Here is a 17,154-nt window from a genome sequence, read left to right as displayed (position 1 = left end):
GTTAACTCTAAGGCCGCATTATAAGTACGCGACGGCCCCTGAGCCACGATAAATTCAGCGCATTTTGCGCCAGCCAATCAGCCACGCAACCACCCCGGCCGCAATCAGCGAAGCGGGCAGATGCTCCCATTCGGGGCGACTCACCAGCAACAGTGTACCGCTAATCAGCAAGGTCGCACCGATTCCTAAGAGGTAGCGCGACTGTCCCTGACGAACATGGTGGTTCTGCAGTTCGCGGGCAATCTTATCAAGACTGTGTTGCAGTTGTTTGCCCTGGCGCAAACTGTCGTAAACCAGTTCAGGGAGTTCGGGCATTTTTTCGATCCAGAACGGTCCTTTCTCTTTAAACGCCCGCACCAGGGCCGGAATGCCGACCTGATCTTTGATCCAGGACTCAAGGAACGGCTTCGCGGTCTTCCACAAGTCTAACTGCGGATAGAGCTGGCGGCCTACACCCTCGATGTAAAGTAATGTTTTTTGAAGTAAAACAAGCTGAGGCTGCACTTCCATATTAAAGCGTCTGGCGGTGTTAAACAGGTTTAACAGCACGTGTCCAAAGGAGATTTCGGCCAGCGGCTTTTCAAAAATGGGTTCGCAAACGGTACGAATGGCAAATTCAAACTCTTCGACGTTGGTATCCGGCGGCACCCAGCCAGAATCAACGTGCAGCTCCGCCACCTTACGGTAGTCGCGGTTGAAAAAGGCGATAAAGTTTTCTGCCAGATAGCGCTTATCTTCCTTGTTCAACGAGCCGACGATACCGCAGTCGATACCGATATACTGAGGGTTTTCGGGGTGTTCATGATTGATAAAAATATTGCCCGGATGCATATCCGCATGGAAGAAGCTGTCGCGGAAGACCTGAGTAAAGAAGACCTGCACGCCGCGCTCGGCCAGCAGCTTCATATCAGTGCCGTTGGCTTCCAGCGCCGCCACATCCGAAACCGGAATACCGTAAATTCGCTCCATCACCAGCATATCCTGGCTACAGTAGTCGGAATAAATCTCCGGAATGTAGAGCATCGGGCTGCCGTCAAAATTGCGGCGCAGCTGAATGGCATTGGCCGCTTCTCGCAGCATATCCAGTTCATCGATCAGCGTTTTTTCGTACTCGCGCACCACCTCAAGCGGGCGCAGACGGCGACCGTCCGGTAGCAGTCGCGGCACCCAGCGCGCCAGGCGATAGATCAGGCGCATGTCGGCTTTAATGATCGGCAAAATATCCGGGCGGATGATTTTGATCACCACCTCTTTGCCATTCTCTTTCAGACGGGCTGTATGCACCTGCGCAATGGACGCGGAGGCTAGCGGCTGAATATCGAAATCATCAAACCAGGCTTCGACCGGCTGGTTGCCCATCGCCTGCTCGATTTTCTGCTTTGCCAGCGCGCCGTCAAAGGGAGGAACCCGGTCCTGCAGCATCGCCAGCTGATCGGCAATCTGCGGCGGGAAGAGATCCCGGCGGGTGGAGAGCATCTGGCCGAACTTAATCCATACCGGCCCCAGCTCCTGCAACGCCAGACGCAGACGCTGGCCCAGCGGCAGCGTTTTGTGGCGGTTTGGCATCCAGAACAGCATTCGCCGCCAGATCCGCAACGGCAGGGTGATGCGCATTTTGGGGATCAGTTCGTCGAGGCCATAACTCAGAAAGGTACGGACGATAAAATAGAGGCGTCGAATTTCGCCTGGCGTCATTTTGCCTCCAGTTTTTCCAGCCGTTTCGCCAGCGCATCAACGTCACGCGCTACGGCAGCGCTCTCTTCAGCAAACCAGGCCACCTCAAGTGAACCCGGAGCCATTCGCCACTCTTCGATCAGGGCTTCAGCAACATAGCGCTGCTGGCGCTGAGCGCTGCGACGCAGGAAGGAGGCGCCACCGCGCAGCAGTTTGCTGACGCTTTCGGCTGCAATATCACCCGTATAGGGAGCCAGCAGTTCCGCGAGATCAAACTCGGCCAGGTCCGCCAGGGCGACAAAATTTTGCACTACCTGGATATCGCCCTGCACTTCCAGATCGCCGCTGCGGATCAGCGACGTCAGCTGCTGGCGATCGCGCAGGCGAGGCAGCACGCTGACGCGAGTGCTCACGGTGCAGTCGGCTTCGCCTTCCCACGCGCCCAGCACGTCGATCTGGCGGTCGCCAAAGACCAGCACCAGCGGCGATGAAAATTCGTTTAGCGCAACGCGCAGTACCTTGCCATACAGGCGCTGACGCGCGGGTTTCAGGGCATTTTCACGCCACAAAAACCGGTTCAGTGCGCCTTCAATGGCGGCGGTCACTAAGGGTTTAAACGGCATCCCCTCATCTCCTGTCAGAACTTGTACCCACGGTGCAGTGCAACAATACCCGCCGTAAGATTGAAGTATTCGACGCTGTCAAAACCGGCGTCCTGCATCATGGCTTTTAAGGTGTCCTGATCCGGGTGCATACGAATGGACTCGGCCAGGTAGCGATAGCTCTCTGCATCGTTAGCCACCGCTTCACCAATACGCGGCAGAACATGGAAAGAGTAGAGGTCGTAGGCTTTGCTCAGCGGTTCAATAATCGGTTTGGAGAACTCCAGCACCAGTAAACGACCGCCCGGTTTGAGCACGCGATACATGGAACGCAGCGCCTTTTCTTTATCGGTCACGTTACGCAGACCGAAGGCGATGGTTATGCAGTCGAAAGAGTTGTCCGGAAACGGCAGCGCTTCCGCGTTGGCCTGGACATACTCCACATTGCCGACAACGCCGAGATTGCGCAGCTTTTCGCGGCCCATTTTCAGCATAGAATCGTTGATATCCGCAAGCACAACGTGACCGGCGTCGCCCACCAGACGGGAGAATTTTGCCGTCAGATCCCCGGTACCACCGGCCAGATCCAGCACGTGTTGCCCGCGACGAACGCCACTACAATCGATAGTAAAGCGCTTCCATACGCGGTGGATACCGAACGACATCAGGTCGTTCATCACATCGTATTTAGACGCGACGGAGTGGAAAACCTCCGCTACTCTATCGGCTTTCTGCGTTTTTGCGACGGTCTGAAAGCCAAAGTGCGTTGTTTCCTGTGAATCCTCAGCCATCTGTGTGTGCCTGCTTAATCAAGAAAGTGTTAGGTTGAAGTGTAACAGATTGGGCGCAATTGCCCTATGAATCAACTCTCTTGTGAAAATCGCCGAACCGGCGGCGTCTGTGGCGTCTCTTGCGCTAAGTCACTGTCCTGATGATGTTCTTCCGCTTCATTATCGTCCTCAAGACGAAACGCTGCGTCCTGCGCGGTGGCCTGTTCGGCTAGATCCGGATTAATCTCGCGCTTTACCTCAACGCCAAGCTCGCGGAAAGCCTCCGCCTGCGCCAGCAAGTTCCCGCGCCCGGTCGTCAGTTTTTTCATCGCCTGGCGGTAGTTATCCTGCGCCTTGTCCAGCCCCTGCCCGACGGCGCTCATATCGTCGATAAACAGGCGCATTTTGTCATACAGGCGGCTGGCCCTGTCGGCGATTTGCTGGGCATTGCGGCTCTGGTGTTCATAGCGCCAGATATTGGCGATGGTGCGCAGCGCCACCAGCAGAGTGGTCGGACTGACCAGCATAATGTTGTTTCTGAGCGCCTCAGAGATCAGCTCAGGCTGCCTGTCCAGCGCCAGCAGAAACGCGGGCTCAACCGGAATAAACATCAGTACGTAGTCGAGTGAGCGCAGGCCGGGAAGCTGCTGGTAGTCTTTACGCCCCAGCAGGCGAATATGGTTACGTACCGCCGCGATATGTTCCTGCAGCGCGGTTTCCCGGGTGTAGTCGTCTTCGGCATTAAAATAGCGCTCGTAGGCCACCAGCGTCATTTTGGCATCGATCACCACGTCTTTATCCTGCGGCAGACGCACGATCACGTCCGGCTGCATCCGCCCGCGGGTATCAGTTTCAATACTGACCTGGGTTTGATACTCATAGCCTTCACGCAGGCCGGAGGCCTCCAGCACGCGGGTGAGCACCACCTCGCCCCAGTTGCCCTGGGTTTTGTTATCCCCTTTCAGGGCGCGGGTCAGATTAACCGCCTCCTGGGCCATCTGCGCATTTAGCTGCTGCAGATTGCGGATCTCATGGGCCAGGGTGTGGCGTTCCCGCGCTTCCTGACCAAAGCTGTCCTGCACCTGACGCCGGAAACCGTCCAGCTGCTCGCGCAGCGGCGTCAGCAGGCCGTGCAGGCTCTGACGGTTTTGTTCATCCACCCGGCGATTGCTGTGCTCAAAAATACGGTTGGCGAGGTTTTCAAACTGTTCGCTCAGGCGCTGTTCGCTGTTGATCATCTGGCGGACTTTGTCTTCCGCATGGAGCTGGGTGGACTCCAGCCGGGTCGTGACCTCGCGCAGATCGGCCTCAAGGGAGGCGTTGATTTCACGCAGACTACGCAGCTCGTTATTCAGCAGTTCGCATTCGTCGCGCCAGTGGTCGCCCTGCGTCAACCGCTGCCGCGCCGCGCTCAGTTCGCCGTAGAGATCGCGCTGCTCAGCCAGCAATTCCGCCTGCTGCTGTGCCGCGCGGTAGCTCGCCACCAGCCAGCCCACCAGCAAACAGACCAGCGCAATACCCGCGCTAACGATGGTTGAGATATCCACAATGCCCCCTGCATGAACGACTTACACAGCAAAATAAAGATTGTGCTGTATAAATGTCCAGTTTGAAAGGGTTTTCCTGCGAGGCGTGACGCAAAAAACAGGGGCCGGACAGGCCGGCCCCGGATAAGGAGGGAAAACTACAGCAGGCGGCGAGCCGCTTCCACAACGATTTTCACCGCGTGGCTTTCGGTCTGCTTCATGGTTTCGGCGTTCGGGATCTCCTGCTGGGTGCGGTTAACGATCACACCCGCCACCATCCCCGCGCGCAGCCCCTGGCTTGCGCACATGGTAAGCAGGGTTGCAGATTCCATTTCGTAGTTCATGACGCCCATGGACTGCCACTCTTCCATCGACCCTTTAAAGCGGTTCACTACGCGGCCTGAGAAGGTGTCATAACGCTCCTGGCCCGGGTAGAACGTGTCGGAAGACGCAGTCACGCCAACGTGGGTGGTAGCCCCGATGGATTTCGCCGCAGCGACCAGGGCGGTGGTGCACTCAAAGTCTGCCACCGCCGGGTATTCCATCGGCGCAAAGTGCAGGCTGGCACCGTCCAGACGCACGGACGCGGTGGTCACCAGCACGTCACCCACATTGATATGCGGCTGAATGGCGCCGGTGGTGCCGATACGCAGGAAGGTACGGATCCCCAGCTGCGCCAGCTCTTCCACGGCAATAGAGGTAGACGGGCCGCCGATGCCGGTAGAGCAAACGATCACCGCTTTGCCGTCCAGCTCCGCACGCCAGGTGGTAAATTCACGATGTGCTGCCAGCTTGACCGGCTTATCCATCAACGCGGCAATCTTCTCCACACGCTCCGGATCGCCCGGAACAATCGCCAGTGTTGCCCCATTTAAATCTTTTTTGGTGAGGCCAAGGTGAAAAACATCAGACCCGGACATAGGTGACTCCTCTGTGAATATGTTTGTCAGAAGCAGCAAAAGGGTACTTTACAGAAGTCATGCGCTTCTTTTCGTGATAGCAATCACTCAAGGCAAATTGCATTGCATCATCTTACTTATAAAATTAGATGTAGATCACATTTATAAGTCTGGTGCGCTGCGCTATGCACAAAAGATAGCCGCTTTCGGGCAATGTGGTTTGCTGACGTGACGCTATAGTTACCTGACGCGCTAAAAAGGGTACGGAGACTGCCATGACAACCACCAAACAACCGGGATTTGCACCTGCTGCTACACCTCATGCGGCAACCCTGATTCAGACCCCAGAAGAGACGATTATCACGGGAGAAACCTCAATCCCCTCCCAGGGCGATACCATGCCGGCCTGGCACGCAAGACCCAAAGTGGTCGGGGGCGATCTGCCCGTGGTTATCGTTGTCCAGGAAATCTTTGGCGTCCATGAACATATCCGCGATCTGTGTCGCAGACTGGCGCAGGAGGGCTATCTCGCTATCGCCCCGGAGCTGTACTTCCGCCAGGGCGATCCCAACGACTTCGCCGACATTCCCACGCTGCTCACCGGCCTGGTCAATAACGTGCCGGATGCGCAGGTCCTGGCCGATCTGGACCACGTTGCCAGCTGGGCGGCACGCAACGGCGGCGATCCGCATCGGTTAATGGTCACCGGTTTCTGCTGGGGCGGGCGAATCACCTGGCTCTACGCGGCCCATAACCCGCAGCTCAAAGCCGCCGTGGCCTGGTACGGTAAGCTGACCGGCGAGAAGAGCATCAACTCACCGAAGCATCCTGTGGATATCGCCACCGACCTTAATGCACCGGTGCTGGGACTCTACGGCGGGGAGGATACGGGGATCCCGCTGGAGAGCGTGGAAACTATGCGCCAGGCGCTGCGGGCGGCAAACGCCAGCGCGGAGATCGTCGTCTACCCGGAGGCCGGGCACGCGTTTAATGCCGATTACCGCCCGAGCTACCATCCTGAATCCGCCCGCGACGGCTGGCAGCGAATGCTGGCGTGGTTCGCTCAGTACGGTAAAAAGTAACCTTATCAGGGCCGATGAGTTAGCACTCGTCGGCTTCTTCCAGCGGCAGGATCCGCCACTCGTTTGCACTCTGGCCCGGCGAAACCCACATCGGTTCGACGTTGCCAATCCTCGCGCCGTAGGGCGTACCCAGCGCATAGCGGCGCAGCACCCGGAAGACCCCGGAGTGGGCCACGACAAGCGGACGCTCATACTGTGTCAGAATGGCATTCAGCGCGTCGACCACGCGGGTACAAAACGCCTCCCAGCTTTCCCCGCCGGGCGGCGTCTCTTCATAAGGCGTCAGTTCAGACCACGGGCGCAGCTCCAGATCGCCCCAGTCCCGTTCGCGCAGACCGTCAAATACCGCGTAGGGCGCATCGGGCAGTGCCAGTTCGGCGGTTTGCCGGGCGCGCAAGAGCGGACTCACGGCAATCCCACTCCAGCGGTAGCGGCTTAACAGCGCTCCGGCCTCCTGGGCCTGCCATTCTCCCTCTTCCGTGAGCGGCACATCGCTCCGCCCTCCGATTAATTTATCGCGGTTCAGCGGCGTTTCGCCGTGGCGAACAAAAACAAAAGGCTTACAGATTATTGGCATCGTTCCGTCTCTATCATGGGGTCGGTAATGATGTGGCAGTTCAATGCCTGCTGCCACTGCGTCGGGCTATCAATAACGGTAAATAGAGGGGCGAACCAGCGACACGACAGCTGCGAAACCAGGGCCTGCAGGCAGGAGAGCGTGGGATGGACATTCCAGCGGCAGAACTCCACCTCACCTGCCAGCCACTGCTGGCGGGCAAGCTGATTCATATGCCCGGTAAACAGGGTTCGGTGATGGAAGTCCTCCCGACCGCGCAGCGTTCCCGCCATACCGTTTATCCCGTCCGGATCGGCGGCCAGCACCAGCTGCGCATCGGCGCTGAACAGCGGCAAAGTCTGCGCCAGCATCTGTAACTCGGCGGCAACCTCAGACTGCAGGCTGCCATCGTTTTGCTCCGCCATCTGAATCAACATCGCACGACAGGCCGCATCCAGCGCGATATCCGTTTTGCCTTCACGTGCGCTGAGCAGCGCCAGCTCCACGGCCCGTCCGGAAGGCGGGACCGGGCAAAGAGTTGGCTGCTGCAGATGGACTCGCAGCTTATCCATCTGCTGGCGCTGGGGGGTGTCGTACAGACCATAGGAGGCATCCACCAGCGCGATATCGGCAGGTGGAGGAGGATCGAAGCGGAACAGCGCCGATTCCATACTGATATCGCCGCTATAAAACAGCCCGCCCGCCACGTCGAGGTGAAACCAGACCCCGCCCCAGGCGTGACCGCAGCTGCCGGTCGTGACCAGAATATCGCCGAGGCGAAACTGGCCGCGTACCGGGATGGGCTGCACGTTGCGTCCCGGCGGCAGGGCCTGAGCGGTGACCTCGCTGCAGTAGATCGGAATGTCCATCGGCAGGCGGCTCAGACCGGCGATATGATCCCCGTGATCGTGGCTCAGCAGGACTGCATCAAGATCGTTCGGGACGGGCCACGGGGCTTCATCCGGCTCCAGCGCTCCGCCCGCGTCCAGCAGGATGCGTTGCCCGGGCGTACTGACGAGAATTGCCGCCGGGGCCTTGCGGTGCAGACCGCTGATAATCTCTATCTTCACGCGGCCTCCAGACGCCAGCCCTGGGTCAAACGCAGGTGAACGCTCTCTCGGGGCGCGACGGGCGAGTGGTGGAAGGCGCTTAGCGTCTGTCCGTCCCTAAGGCGCAGATCCAGTAAATAGCGTTCGCCCTGATAGATGCAGCTTTCGACCTCCGCGCTTAGCCCCTCATCGGCAATCTGGACATGCTCCGGGCGCACCAGCACCGGCTGCGGAGTCCCACTATCACCGGACCTGAAGCCCGCGTGCAGAGAGGCGAAGTCAAGATGCCGGGTGTCGCCCCTTGTTGCCAGCGACAGCACGCTGCCCTTGCCGATAAATCCGGCAACCCAGGCATTTTGCGGCTGCTGATAGAGATCCTGCGGCGCGCCCCACTGTTTTAATTCCCCCTGATGCATCACGGCGATGTGGCTGGCCAGCGCCATCGCCTCCGCCTGATCGTGGGTCACGTAAACAAAGGTCGCCCCGGTACGGCGATGAAATTCGCGGAAGGTCTGCTCCATCGTGGCACGCAGATGCCGGTCCAGGTTCGCCAGGGGTTCATCCAGCAGGACCACCTGCGGCTCGGAAACCAGACAGCGCGCCAGGGCCACGCGCTGACGCTGTCCGCCGCTCAGTTCCTGAGGTGAACGCCCGGCGTAGGCGCCCAGTTCAACCACCTCCAGCGCCGCCATAACCTGTTTCTGACGGGCCGCGCCGTTCACCTTGCGCAACTTAAGCGGATAGCCCACGTTTTCCGCCACCGTCATATGCGGCCAAAGGGCGTAGGACTGAAAAACCATCCCCATATCCCGCAGCTCCGGCGGCGTATGGGTCGCGGCATCCGCCAGCAGGCGATCGCCCAATAGCAGGCGTCCCTCGCTCAAATGTTCCAGCCCGGCCAGAATACGCAGCGTAGTGGTTTTACCGCAGCCGCTCGGCCCCAGCAGCGCGGTAAATGCGCCCTGAGGAATCGTCAGACTTAAATCCCGCACCACGGTCTGATCGCCGAAGACTTTGCTTAGCCGTTCCAGTCTCAGTTCTGCCATGGGATCACTCCTTTGGGTAAATAACGGCCAAGGGCGCTCAGCAACAGCATTACCATTGCCACCAGCGCCACAACCAGGACGGAAATTGCCGACGCCAGCACCTTATTGCCGCTTTCGTCGAGGTTAAAAATGACCACGCCCAGCGTCTCTTTTCCGGCGCTCCAGAGTAGCGCCGAGACCGTCAGTTCATTCACCGCGGTAAGGAAGACCAGCAGCGCCCCGGCAAAGGCCGCAGGCGCTAACAGCGGCAGCACGATATGGCGCAGCCGCTGGGAGAAATTCGCCCCGGCAAGGCTGGCCGCCTCTTCCATCGCCGGATCCAGCTGCAACATGCTGCTGTGCACCGGCTTCAGGCAGACGGTCAGGAAACGGGCCAGATAGGCAAAGAAGATAATCGCCAGCGTCCCGCTCAGGCTGATATCCAGTAAAGGCAGCGGACGGGAGAACAGCAGAATACAGGCAATCGCCAGCACCACGCCGGGCAGCGTATAGGGGATATCGATCAAACTGTGTAGCCAGCGCAAAGGACGACTGGGGAAACGCACCAGCAGCCACGCCAGCGGCAGACTCAGCAGCATCAGCACCGAGGCGGCGGAAACGGAGAGCAGCATACTGTTGGTCAGCGCCCGCCAGGTGGCGCTTTGTTCGTCGAAGATCGCCCGCCATGCGGCAAAGGTTAGCGTCTCACCGGTCAGCGGCACGCCAAGCGTCGGTACTAAAGAGGTCGCGATCAGCGCCAGTAGCGGCGCGACCAGAATGGCGAACAACACCGCGCCCAGCAGCAATTCTGTCGCCAGACGCCAGCGGCCCAGCGTAAAACCGAGCGCCCGCCCGGCCATACCGATCAGCGGCAGCGCGTAGCGCCGCTGCATCCGCCCTGTAGCGTGACGATCCCGATCGCCAGCACGCCCATCAGAACCGACAGCGCCGCAACTTCATTGAGCATCGACGGACCGAAGCTGGAAAGCGTCTGGTAGATATGGACCGGCAGAACGAAATACGAAATGGGGATGCCGAGCATCGCCGGAATACCGAAGTTACCAAGTGCAGAGACAAAGGCAATCGCGGCTCCGGCCCACAGCGCGGTCCGGCACAGCGGCAGGACGATATCGAAGAATACCCGCCACAGGGAAGCACCGTTGAGCCGCGCCGCCTCGATATGCTCTTTCGGCAAACACTGAAGCTGAGTCCGCAGCGCCAGGAAGACCAGCGGCGCGTGCTGGATCCCCAACAGCAGCGCGATCCCTTCCGCCGAGTAGAGCGGATTGCTGCTGCCAAACCCCGGCGCCAGGCCGATACTGTTCAGCAGGATGCTGCTCGGGCCAAAGAGCTGGAGCCAGCTCAGGGCAGTCACCTGCGGCGGGATCATCATCGGCAGCATAAACAGGAACACCCACACCGGTTTCATGCGGATATTGGTCAGCGCCAGACAGAAAGCAAACAGGCTACCCAGCAGCAGAGAGAGTAGCGTCCCCAACCCGCTGGTATAAATACTGTTCCAGAGCGCGACCCAGGTAGAAGGGTTGCTGAGAACGCGCCACAGACTGCTGTCGCTGCCCTGTCGCCAGTCGATCAGCGCCGAGAGCAGCAGCCGCAGACTCGGCAACAGACTTAACAGCGCGACAAGAATAAGCAGCAGCCAGAGCAGCCCCTTGGTCGGGCTGCTGCTGGCGTTGTGACGTAATGTCATGGTGGTCATCGATTAGCGATTTCCGAACAGGTCGGCAAAACGCTTTTTATTGGCATCGGTGTCGGCCAGCGCCTTCGCGGCATCGAACGGCATCAGCTTGATGCTGTCGCGCGGCGGGAAGCCAGCCGGGACCGGCAGCTTCGCATCGGCAGGCAGATAGCCCTGCTGTAGGACCAGCTTTTGCCCCTCGTCAGACAGAACGAAGTCGATAAACGCCTTTGCCCCTTCCGGGTTTTTGGCGTCTTTCATCATCGCCACCGGCTCGGTCACAATGCTGACGCCCTCTTTCGGGAAGACGAAATCAATCGGTGCCCCTTTGGCTTTCTCGCGGATCGCCATGTAGTCCACCAGCACGCCGTAAGCTTTGCTGCCGGATGCAATCGCGCTCATTACCGCGCCGTTACCGGTTTGTGGCATCGCCCCGTTGGCTTTCAGCTTCTCGTAGTACTGCCAGCCCAGCGTCGGATCGTTCATTAACGTGGCCTGGTGGATCTGCGCCGCGCCGGAGTACAGCGGGCTCGGCAGCGTGGTCATATTTTTCAGTTCAGGCTTGAGCAGATCCTGCCACGAAGAGGGTTTGACCGGGGCTTTGGTGTGATACGCAATCCCGGTGGTGATCAGCTTGGTGCCGTAGTAGTAGCCCGCTTTATCGTACAGCTGAGCATCGAAGCGGGCGGCCTGCGGGGATTGATACGCCGCCAGTAAGTTCTGCTGTTTCAGGGACTCCATCGTCACGCTGTCGGCGATCAGCAGGACATCGGGTGCAGCACCTCCGGCGGCGAGTTCAGCCTGCAGGCGAGCAGTGAGCTTAGTGGTTCCGTCGCGGATCCACTTCACTTCAATATCCGGATGGGCTTTTTCAAAGGCGCTGACGGTCATCTGCGCATCTTCATTAGGCTGGCTGGTGTAGAGCGTCAGCGTGGATTTAGCAAAAGCCGAGGTGCTCATGATGGCCAACAGTGCCGCAGCCAGCGCAGTTTTCTTACTCATGGTTCAGTCCCCTTTGTTTTCGTTGCGACGATTAAAACAAGGAAATCTGACAAAAATATGACTGCGGGCTTTCGTAGTAATAACGTCATCTTGCCGCGCTAGCATGAGCGAAAAATGAGTGACAGGAAGGGAACATGACACCGGAAACGCGTCGCAGCGCTATCGTCGCCCTGGTAACAGAACGCGGAGAAACCAGCATTGAAGCGCTCTCTCACCACTTTGGCGTCTCGCTGCAAACCGTGCGCAGCGATCTGCGGGATTTAACGACGCAGGGATTGCTGCTGCGCCGCCACGGGATGGTCGCCACTTTCGCCCGCGAAAATATTGGCTATCAGCAGCGGGAGATCGTCAATATCAACGGCAAACGCTGGATTGGCGAGCGAACCGCGCAGCTTCTGAGCGAGGCGCAGAGCTGCTTTCTCGGCACCGGCACCACCGTCGAGATGGTGGCGCGTGCGCTGCCGGAAACCGCGTCGCTGGCCGCGTTTACCAATAATCTGCATGCGGCGCTGCCGCTCAGCCATCTTACCGGCTGCGAGCTAACGGTGGCGGGCGGACGTATTCGCAAGCGGGATCTGGATATTATTGGCAGCGACGCCCTGACTTTTTTTAGCCGCTACCGGGTCGATGTCGGGGTGGTATCGGTGGGCGGAATCGGTGAATCAGGCGAGCTGTACGATTTTAACGATGACGAAGTGCTGGCGCGTCAGGCGCTGATCGCCAGCGCAGACCTGACGGTACTGGTGGTGGACAGTACCAAATTTGGCCGCACGGCCCTGTGCCGTAACGGCTGCGTCGGGGATTTTGACTATGTGGTCAGCGACCGTGCCCCAACCGATCGTCAGCAGGCGATGCTCTCCCGACGACAGACTCAGTGGCTGTGCCGGGATCGTGCGAAAAAGCTGTGAGCTGTTAAACCGCTCACAACTTTTCACTCTCATTCCACGCTCTTGATTGACTTTTTACCCCCATCCAGACGATATATCGGCACAAGGCGTGTCACTACGTTACGTAGGCAAGACCTGAAGCACTGCTCCTCCCGACCGGAAGCGCAGTGCTTCAGGTCTTTTTTTTTGCTTCCGGTTCTGAAAGGGCGTGATTATGAATCATCTACAAACCGCGCTGGACATCATCACCCACGTGGGCGGTGCGGAAAATATTGAACACTTAGAACACTGCTCCACCCGCCTGCGGCTGAGTCTGTATGACAATGCTAAAGTCGATCAGAGCGCGCTGGAAAAGATCCCCGGCGTGCTCGGCGTGCGGATTAACGTCCAGTGTCAGGTGATCGTCGGCCATGAAGTGGTTCAGGTTTACGAGGCGGCGACATCGCTGGTTGGCCCACAGTCAGATGCGCCCGCCGCCGGTCAAAAAACGGCAAGCGCAGGACGCGGGGCGCAGATTGTCGATTTCGTGATTAGCGTGTTCCAGCCGCTGGTACCCGCGATTGCCGGTGGTGGGGTACTGAAATCCCTGCTGCTGCTGATGGACGTGATGGGCTGGCTGACCCGCGACAGTTCCACCTACAAGGTGCTGGATAATATCGGCACCGCGCCGCTCTACTTCCTGCCGATTCTGGTGGCGATCACGACCGCCATGAAGCTGAAGGTGAATGTGCTGGTTGCCGTTTCTGCAGTTTCGGTAATGGTGCTTCCGGCGATGACCAAACAGCTGGCGGACGGCACCGTCTTCCTCTCTTTCGATCTGAAAAACGTGGCCTACGCCTCGCAGGTCTTCCCGGCCATTCTCTGCGTGCTGTTTTACGCCCAGACGGAGAAACTCTTTAACCGTTACTCCCCCGGCGCGCTGCGTATTTTCCTGTCGCCGATGCTGTCACTACTGGTCACGGTACCGGTTACCCTGCTGATCCTCGGCCCGCTGGGTTATGAGCTGGGTGCAGGCCTGGCAACGGTGATCCTCTGGCTGTACGGCAAACTGGGGTTTGTCGCGACCGGTCTGTTGGCCGCCGCCCTGCCCTTTATGGTCGCCGCCGGGATGCACAAGCCGATGCTGCCCTATGCGGTCGCCTCGATGAGCCAGTTTGGCCGCGAGATGCTCTATCTGCCCGCCTCTCTGGCGCACAACATTGCGGAGTCGGGAACCTGTCTGGCGATAGCGCTAAAAACCAAAGATAAGGTATTGAAGTCCACCGCCTTCTCGGCCGGGATCTCCGCGCTGTTTGGCATTACGGAACCGGCGCTGTACGGCGTGACGCTGCTGAACAAAAAGGCGCTCTACAGCGTGATTATCGGCAGCGTGGTCGGCGGGGCCTTTATCGGCTGGATGGCCATCGAAGCCTTCGCCCTGGTTGGGCCGGGTCTGGCCAGTATTTCGATGTTTGTCTCCCCCGATAACGCGATGAATATCGTCTGGGCCTTCGCCGGTGCGGGGCTCTCCTTTGTGGTCGCCTTTGCCAGCGCCCTGCTGCTGTGGCGCGATAAAGTCGTGGCCCAGGCGGATAATCCTCTGAGTCTCGTTCGTCCGGTCGACGGTCAGGTGATCCCCCTGGATGACGTCAACGACGAGGTCTTCTCCCGCCGCATTATGGGCGACGGCATCGCGATTATTCCCGAGCAGGGCATCCTGCGGGCACCGGCAGCCGGTACCGTGGTCAACGTTTTCGAAACCGGACACGCGGTCAGCCTGCTCACCGACAGCGGCGTCGAGCTGATTTTCCATATCGGGATCGACACCATCAAAATGAACGGCGAGGGCTTCCACCCGCGCGTTGCAGAAGGTCAGCACGTCAGCGTCGGCGAGACGCTGATCGAATTTGATATTAACGCCATCAGGACCGCCGGGTTTGATCCGGTCGTAATGATGGTGGTCACCAACGGCGAGCGTTTCTCGCTGAGCACAGAGAACCCGAAGAAAGAGGGTAATAATCCACACATTATCATGACCTTAAAGGAGTCAGTGTAATGGCTAACAAACCGACATTTCCGGCAGACTTTTTATGGGGTGGCGCTATCGCCGCTAATCAGGCCGAAGGGGCGTGGAACGTTGACGGTAAAGGACCGTCTGTTGCCGACGCGATCACCTGGAAACCGAATCTTTCCGTGAAGGATTACGGCGGCCATATGGCCCTGACCGACGAGAATATTGCCGACGCGTTTAATGGCCGTAACGACGAGCTCTATCCGAAGCGTCGCGGTATCGATTTTTATCATCACTATAAAGAAGACGTCGCCCTGTTTGCCGAAATGGGCTTTAAGACCCTGCGCGTCTCGATTGCCTGGTCGCGTATTTTCCCGAACGGCGAAGACGCTGCACCAAATGAAGCCGGGCTGCAGTTCTATGAAGATCTGTTCCGCGAGCTGCGCCACCACAATATCGAACCGCTGGTCACCCTCTCCCACTACGAGATGCCCCTGGCGCTGAGCGAAAAATATAACGGCTGGGTGCACCGCAACGTAGTGGACGCCTTTGTCCGCTTCAGCAAAGTCTGCTTCGAGCGCTATAAAGATCTGGTCCGCTACTGGCTGACCTTTAATGAGATCGACAGTATCCATCGCCATCCGTTTACTACCGCCGGGATCCGCGAAGAGAAGAGCGCGCCGGGCAAAGCGAAACAGGATATTTACCAGGGCCTGCACCACCAGTTTGTTGCCTCAGCGCTGGTCACCCGCGACTGCCACGAGATCATTCCGGGTAGCCAGGTCGGCTGTATGCTGACCAAGCTGACCACCTATCCGCTTAGCTGCCGCCCGGAAGATGTTGAAGCGACCCTGAAAAAGAATCTGGAAAACATGTTCTATGCCGATGTGCAGGTCTTTGGCGAATATCCAAAGCTGATTACTCGCGATCTGGAACGCCGGGGTATTCATATTGAGATGCGCCCGGAAGACCGTGACATCCTCAAACAGAACACCGTCGATTTTGTCTCCTTCAGCTACTACATGTCGATGACCGAATCGACCCAGCCGGACGCCGAGCGCACCGCCGGGAATACCGTACTCGGGGTGAAAAACCCGTACCTGCCGGCCTCAGAATGGGGCTGGCAGATTGACCCGGTTGGCCTGAAAATCTCTCTGCTTGAGCTGTACGATCGCTATAAAAAACCGCTGTTTATCGTGGAAAATGGCCTCGGCGCAAAAGACGTGGTAGAAAACGGTAAAATCAATGACGACTACCGTATCGACTACTTCCGCGCCCATTTCGAGCAGACGCTGGAAGCCATCGACGAAGGCGTTGAGGTGATGGGCTTTACGACCTGGGGATGTATCGACATTATTAGCGCAGGCACCTCGCAAATGACCAAGCGCTATGGCTTTATTTATGTCGATCAGGATGATGAAGGAAAAGGCACGCTGCAACGACTGAAGAAAGCGTCGTTCTGGTGGTACCAGAGAGTGATCGCCAGCAATGGCGCCGATATGGGCTAACGGCCCGACCAGCCGCAGGAATGACCGTGATTACCGTAAAGAAATCGCTGAATAACAGTATGCTACTGGTCGACTACGACCAACAGGAGATGATCCTGTTTGGCAAAGGGATAGGCTTCGGTACGAAGCCCGGCACGCTGTGCGATATTTCGCATGTCGAAAAGGTCTTTATTCCGCTTCAGGACCTGAAATCCCGGCATTTTCTTTCGCTGACGGACACCATTCCTGCGGCCTTTTTCGATCTGACCCACGATATTATCAGCCAGGCCCAGACCGCGTTTAGCGAGAAGCTGAACTCGGTGCTGTTCTTTACCCTGGCAGAACACCTGTGGTTTGCCGCCGAGCGGCTGGAAAAGGGCCAGCTGTTTATGAACAAGCTGAGCTGGGAAGTGAAGCGCTACTACCCGAAGGAGTTCGCGCTGGGCGAGCAGGCCAGACAGCTTGCCAACGCAAGACTGAACGTCGAGCTGCCGGAAGAGGAAGCGGTCAATATCGCCTTCCATTTGATCAACGCCACCAGCCGGGATAATCACGCCAGCGCCCATCAACAGGTGGAGCTGGTTAACCGTCTGGCGGAGATCGTCCGCTATAAGCTGAACCGCAATATTGATATGCAGTCGGTCAACTATATGCGCTTTATTACCCACCTGCGCTACTTTGCCGAGCGGGTGCTGGCAGGGAAAATTGCCGCCAGCGATACGGAAGATTTTTATCAGGAGCTGCTGCGCCACCGCCCTGATGCCATGGCCGTGTCCTGGGCGATTCGCGATTATGTGCAGGAAAAGTATCAGCTTGCGCTGCCGAAAGATGAGCTGACCTGGCTGAGCATCCATATCAGCCGTCTGATGGAAGGCCACGCCTGATAAAACGGAGGCTTTCGCCTCC

At 58.3% G+C, this 17,154-nt stretch carries 16 protein-coding genes; 5 read left to right on the top strand and 11 right to left on the bottom strand.

From position 1 onward, the window contains the following. Nucleotides 1-54: 54 nt before the first annotated feature. The 5 genes from ubiB to udp form a co-directional block, all read right to left on the bottom strand. The gene (ubiB, locus tag EDF81_RS23250) at nucleotides 55-1,695 is read right to left on the bottom strand and encodes a ubiquinone biosynthesis regulatory protein kinase UbiB (protein WP_123350538.1); all 1,641 of its coding nucleotides are present in this window, start codon (nucleotides 1,693-1,695) and stop codon (nucleotides 55-57) included. After that, nucleotides 1,692-2,297, bottom strand: a complete 606-nt coding sequence (locus EDF81_RS23245; RefSeq protein ID WP_123350537.1) for an SCP2 domain-containing protein — start codon at nucleotides 2,295-2,297, stop codon at nucleotides 1,692-1,694. Before EDF81_RS23245 ends, ubiB begins: the two co-directional genes overlap by 4 nt. A gap of 14 nt (nucleotides 2,298-2,311) precedes the next feature. Continuing rightward, entirely contained in the window at nucleotides 2,312-3,067 is a 756-nt protein-coding gene (gene ubiE / locus EDF81_RS23240; protein ID WP_123350536.1) for a bifunctional demethylmenaquinone methyltransferase/2-methoxy-6-polyprenyl-1,4-benzoquinol methylase UbiE, read from the bottom strand. Nucleotides 3,068-3,138: 71 nt separating this feature from the next. Further along, nucleotides 3,139-4,593 carry a DNA recombination protein RmuC gene (rmuC, locus tag EDF81_RS23235; protein WP_123350535.1) on the bottom strand — a complete coding sequence of 485 codons (1,455 nt, stop codon included), beginning with the start codon at nucleotides 4,591-4,593 and terminating at the stop codon, nucleotides 3,139-3,141. 137 nt (nucleotides 4,594-4,730) lie between these two features. Further along, nucleotides 4,731-5,492: a uridine phosphorylase gene (udp, locus tag EDF81_RS23230; RefSeq protein WP_123350534.1), complete on the bottom strand. Its 762-nt coding sequence runs from the start codon at nucleotides 5,490-5,492 to the stop codon at nucleotides 4,731-4,733. 254 nt (nucleotides 5,493-5,746) lie between these two features. Here udp and EDF81_RS23225 point away from each other — a divergent pair, with 254 nt between their 5' ends. Beyond that, complete coding sequence (locus tag EDF81_RS23225) at nucleotides 5,747-6,553, top strand: dienelactone hydrolase family protein (RefSeq protein ID WP_123350533.1); 807 nt, start codon at nucleotides 5,747-5,749, stop codon at nucleotides 6,551-6,553. A 19-nt stretch (nucleotides 6,554-6,572) separates the two neighbouring features. On the opposite strand, the gene EDF81_RS23220 is transcribed toward EDF81_RS23225, so the two are convergent. Genes EDF81_RS23220 through EDF81_RS23200 form a run of 6 tightly spaced genes read right to left on the bottom strand, consistent with a single transcriptional unit; the run spans nucleotide 6,573 to nucleotide 11,884 of the window. Then, nucleotides 6,573-7,130 (bottom strand): histidine phosphatase family protein, encoded by a 558-nt coding sequence (locus EDF81_RS23220; protein WP_123350532.1) that lies wholly within the window; start codon nucleotides 7,128-7,130, stop codon nucleotides 6,573-6,575. Continuing rightward, the gene (locus tag EDF81_RS23215) at nucleotides 7,121-8,179 is read right to left on the bottom strand and encodes an MBL fold metallo-hydrolase (RefSeq protein ID WP_184999584.1); all 1,059 of its coding nucleotides are present in this window, start codon (nucleotides 8,177-8,179) and stop codon (nucleotides 7,121-7,123) included. The genes EDF81_RS23220 and EDF81_RS23215 overlap by 10 nt, the downstream gene beginning before the upstream one ends. Beyond that, nucleotides 8,176-9,204 carry an ABC transporter ATP-binding protein gene (locus EDF81_RS23210; protein ID WP_123350530.1) on the bottom strand — a complete coding sequence of 343 codons (1,029 nt, stop codon included), beginning with the start codon at nucleotides 9,202-9,204 and terminating at the stop codon, nucleotides 8,176-8,178. Before EDF81_RS23210 ends, EDF81_RS23215 begins: the two co-directional genes overlap by 4 nt. Further along, nucleotides 9,192-10,076, bottom strand: coding sequence for an iron ABC transporter permease (locus tag EDF81_RS24310; protein WP_260232767.1), 885 nt, complete (start codon nucleotides 10,074-10,076; stop codon nucleotides 9,192-9,194). The genes EDF81_RS23210 and EDF81_RS24310 overlap by 13 nt, the downstream gene beginning before the upstream one ends. After that, on the bottom strand, nucleotides 10,049-10,894 hold the full coding sequence (locus EDF81_RS24305; RefSeq protein WP_260232766.1) for an iron ABC transporter permease: 846 nt from the start codon (nucleotides 10,892-10,894) through the stop codon (nucleotides 10,049-10,051). The genes EDF81_RS24310 and EDF81_RS24305 overlap by 28 nt, the downstream gene beginning before the upstream one ends. Before the next feature lie 12 nt (nucleotides 10,895-10,906). Beyond that, nucleotides 10,907-11,884, bottom strand: coding sequence for an ABC transporter substrate-binding protein (locus EDF81_RS23200; RefSeq protein ID WP_123350529.1), 978 nt, complete (start codon nucleotides 11,882-11,884; stop codon nucleotides 10,907-10,909). 134 nt (nucleotides 11,885-12,018) lie between these two features. Between EDF81_RS23200 and EDF81_RS23195 the strand changes: the two genes are divergently transcribed. From EDF81_RS23195 to EDF81_RS23180, 4 genes are all read left to right on the top strand, one after another. Continuing rightward, nucleotides 12,019-12,792 (top strand): DeoR/GlpR family DNA-binding transcription regulator, encoded by a 774-nt coding sequence (locus EDF81_RS23195; RefSeq protein ID WP_123350528.1) that lies wholly within the window; start codon nucleotides 12,019-12,021, stop codon nucleotides 12,790-12,792. 193 nt (nucleotides 12,793-12,985) lie between these two features. After that, on the top strand, nucleotides 12,986-14,806 hold the full coding sequence (locus tag EDF81_RS23190) for a beta-glucoside-specific PTS transporter subunit IIABC (protein WP_123350527.1): 1,821 nt from the start codon (nucleotides 12,986-12,988) through the stop codon (nucleotides 14,804-14,806). Beyond that, a complete protein-coding gene (locus tag EDF81_RS23185; protein ID WP_123350526.1) occupies nucleotides 14,806-16,269 on the top strand; it encodes a glycoside hydrolase family 1 protein in 1,464 nt (487 codons plus the stop codon). Before EDF81_RS23190 ends, EDF81_RS23185 begins: the two co-directional genes overlap by 1 nt. A 26-nt stretch (nucleotides 16,270-16,295) precedes the next feature. After that, nucleotides 16,296-17,132, top strand: coding sequence for a PRD domain-containing protein (locus EDF81_RS23180; RefSeq protein WP_123350525.1), 837 nt, complete (start codon nucleotides 16,296-16,298; stop codon nucleotides 17,130-17,132). Nucleotides 17,133-17,154: the final 22 nt, after the last annotated feature.

The sequence above is a fragment of the Enterobacter sp. BIGb0383 genome (assembly GCF_003751845.1).
In the GTDB taxonomy this organism is placed as follows: Bacteria; Pseudomonadota; Gammaproteobacteria; order Enterobacterales; family Enterobacteriaceae; genus BIGb0383.
The sequence above is the reverse complement of the archived record's forward strand: the minus strand, read 5'-3'. Positions and strand labels throughout refer to the sequence as shown.